Below are 2,390 nucleotides of genomic sequence, written 5' to 3'. Positions count from 1 at the left end.
CTACAACATCATTCAGTCGCTCACAGCACTCGGCGAAGGCGGAACGAGCGGGGCAGGCTTCGGTCAGAGCATCCAGAAGCTGCACTATCTGCCCTATCCCTATACGGACTTTATTTTTGCCGTGATCGGTGAGGAGCTTGGATTTATTGGAACGACGATTTTCCTGCTGGTGTATCTGTATTTCATCTGGAGGGGCATTCTGATTGCCCTAAGGTGTACGGATCCTTTCGGTACCCTAGTCGGAATTGGTGTCATGGGCCTGATAGCGATCCAAGCCTTCGTTAATATCGGCGGTGTTACCAAAACCATTCCGCTTACAGGGGTTACGCTGCCTTTCATCAGTTACGGCGGCTCTTCACTCGTGGTCACCATGTTCTGTATGGGTATTATGCTGAGCATATCCCGCGAGACTAACAGGCCGGCCAAAGAAGAGGTAACAAAATCAGTGACCACAGTCAGACAAGTTCGGGCGCGCTAAGCCTACATATACTACATTTGCTAATGAATCGAGTAGGAGGCTACCCATTAACTGAGCAGCCGACCTCTCACACCACCGTACGTACCGTTCGGTATACGGCGGTTCAACCGCATAAGTGCAATTTACGTAAATGCTCGTACTGTGCCGGGAAGTCATAATACCCGGCCTGTGCGAGCTTTTCATTTGTTATGGAACGAGACAGTACAGGGCTTCCGGCAATCCGCCAGTATCCAAGTCGGGAATTCCCCCATTGGTAAGCCTGCCCTTCCGGTATCCCCAGCTTGCGCAGGTTCTGTACCTTGGTTCTCGGCTTCTTCCACTGTTTCCAGATGTACATCCGCAGACGCCTTCGCAGCCATTCGCTCCAACTTTGCAAGATCCGTTTCATGTCGGCCACATAGTAATAGCCGATCCATCCCCGAATGTAGACTTTCACCTTCTCCATGACTTGTCGGACATTCCTACCCTGACTGCGGCTCGTCAGTTCTTTCAGCTTCTTCTTTGCTTTGGTCAGGGATTGTCCATGGACGCGAATGTACACACCACTCTTGTTCTTTCCCAAGGCAAAACCAAGGAATTTGAAATGCTTCCGCGCCACTACACTGACGACCTTGCTTTTCTGCCTATTTATCTGGAGTTTAAGTTTGTTCTCCAGGTACTTCCGGCAAGATTCCAGAAGCCGCGTCGCTGCCCGCTTACTTTGAGCCAGCACTACGATGTCATCTGCGTATCGGATGACATTCACTCCCCGCCTGCTCATCTCCTGGTCAAATTCGTTCAGGTAAATGTTTGCCAGCAGCGGGGACAATGGCCCTCCCTGCGGAGAACCTTCCTCCGTTTTGAAGTGCATGCCATTCTCCATAACCCCACTTTTCAGATATTTCTTAATCAGTTCGGTTACACGCTTGTCCTGGATATGTCTGCGCAACAGATGCATCAGCCATTCATGGTTCAGGGTGTCAAAGTATTTGGAGAGATCAATTTCTACCGCATAACCGTACCCCCGCTCTGCGAAAGTCTTCACTTTGCGAATCGCTTGTTGCGCGCTGCGCCCGGGGCGGTAGCCGTAACTTCCGTCTGAGAATAGCGGCTCAAACAGAGGCTGGAGCTGCTGGGCGATGGCCTGCTGGATCACCCGGTCCACGACCGTGGGAATACCAAGCTTTCGAACACCACTTCCATCGGGTTTGGGGATTTCCTTGCGCCGTACCGGGCTTGGTTTGTACTTGCCTTCCCGGATGCTTCGCAAGAGCTCGCCCTTATGTTCCTGCAGCCATGGCAGCGCATCTTCTACGGTCATCCCGTCGATTCCCGGCGCTCCATGGTTGCGTTTGACCTGCTTGTAGGCTCTGTTCAGATTGTCTCTATCCAGAATCTGCTCCAGCAGGTCTGTTGCACCGTCTCTTTCTCTACGTTCCCGAACGCCGGCACTCTGCGCTCCCGCATACTCTTCACGCTCCACGCTATTCCTTTGCAGGCAGCCCTTTCGGTATTCTGCTTTCATCACGCCGACTCTCCTTCCAGTCTGTACTCGAGACTTACGATTGTTCGGCCCTTCCCGAAAAAAAAACTTCCCGGTACTATGGCCTCTGCTGACTTCTCACAGTAAGCTTTACTCCGTCTTTCGGATTTTTTTTTTTCCTACTCCACGTCTGTGAGATCTCCCCGGGTAAGAGCGATAACCTTCCCCTCATCTATCTGCCACATTTACATGGTAGGATTCGGGCAGTATTGGACTTCGCTTTGGTGTGCAAGCTCGTCCGTCCTACCATGCCTTGTATGTGATTTCTGTTCGTCAGACCGAGGGTTTGCCTCCGGCTTCCTTCAGATTCCGCCTCACGGCGGACACCCTTGCCCTTGGCTAACAGTTCCTACTGCCAAGTCTGTAGCGGACTTTCACCGCCAAGTTATC

General features: G+C 52.1%; 2 protein-coding genes. One reads left to right on the top strand and one right to left on the bottom strand.

Going from position 1 to position 2,390, the window contains the following annotated elements; all coding sequences use genetic code 11:
* A partial coding sequence (locus tag AQR02_RS08625) for an FtsW/RodA/SpoVE family cell cycle protein (RefSeq protein WP_148449145.1) occupies window positions 1-478 on the top strand: 478 nt, incomplete at its 5' end.
* 103 nt (window positions 479-581) lie between these two features.
* Here the strand turns inward: AQR02_RS08625 and ltrA are convergent.
* Window positions 582-1,982 carry a group II intron reverse transcriptase/maturase gene (ltrA, locus tag AQR02_RS08620; protein ID WP_054940217.1) on the bottom strand — a complete coding sequence of 467 codons (1,401 nt, stop codon included), beginning with the start codon at window positions 1,980-1,982 and terminating at the stop codon, window positions 582-584.
* Window positions 1,983-2,390: the final 408 nt, after the last annotated feature.

The organism is Paenibacillus ihuae, from assembly GCF_001368795.1.
Lineage (GTDB): Bacteria > Bacillota > Bacilli > Paenibacillales > Paenibacillaceae > Paenibacillus_AQ > Paenibacillus_AQ ihuae.
The sequence above is the reverse complement of the archived record's forward strand: the minus strand, read 5'-3'. Positions and strand labels throughout refer to the sequence as shown.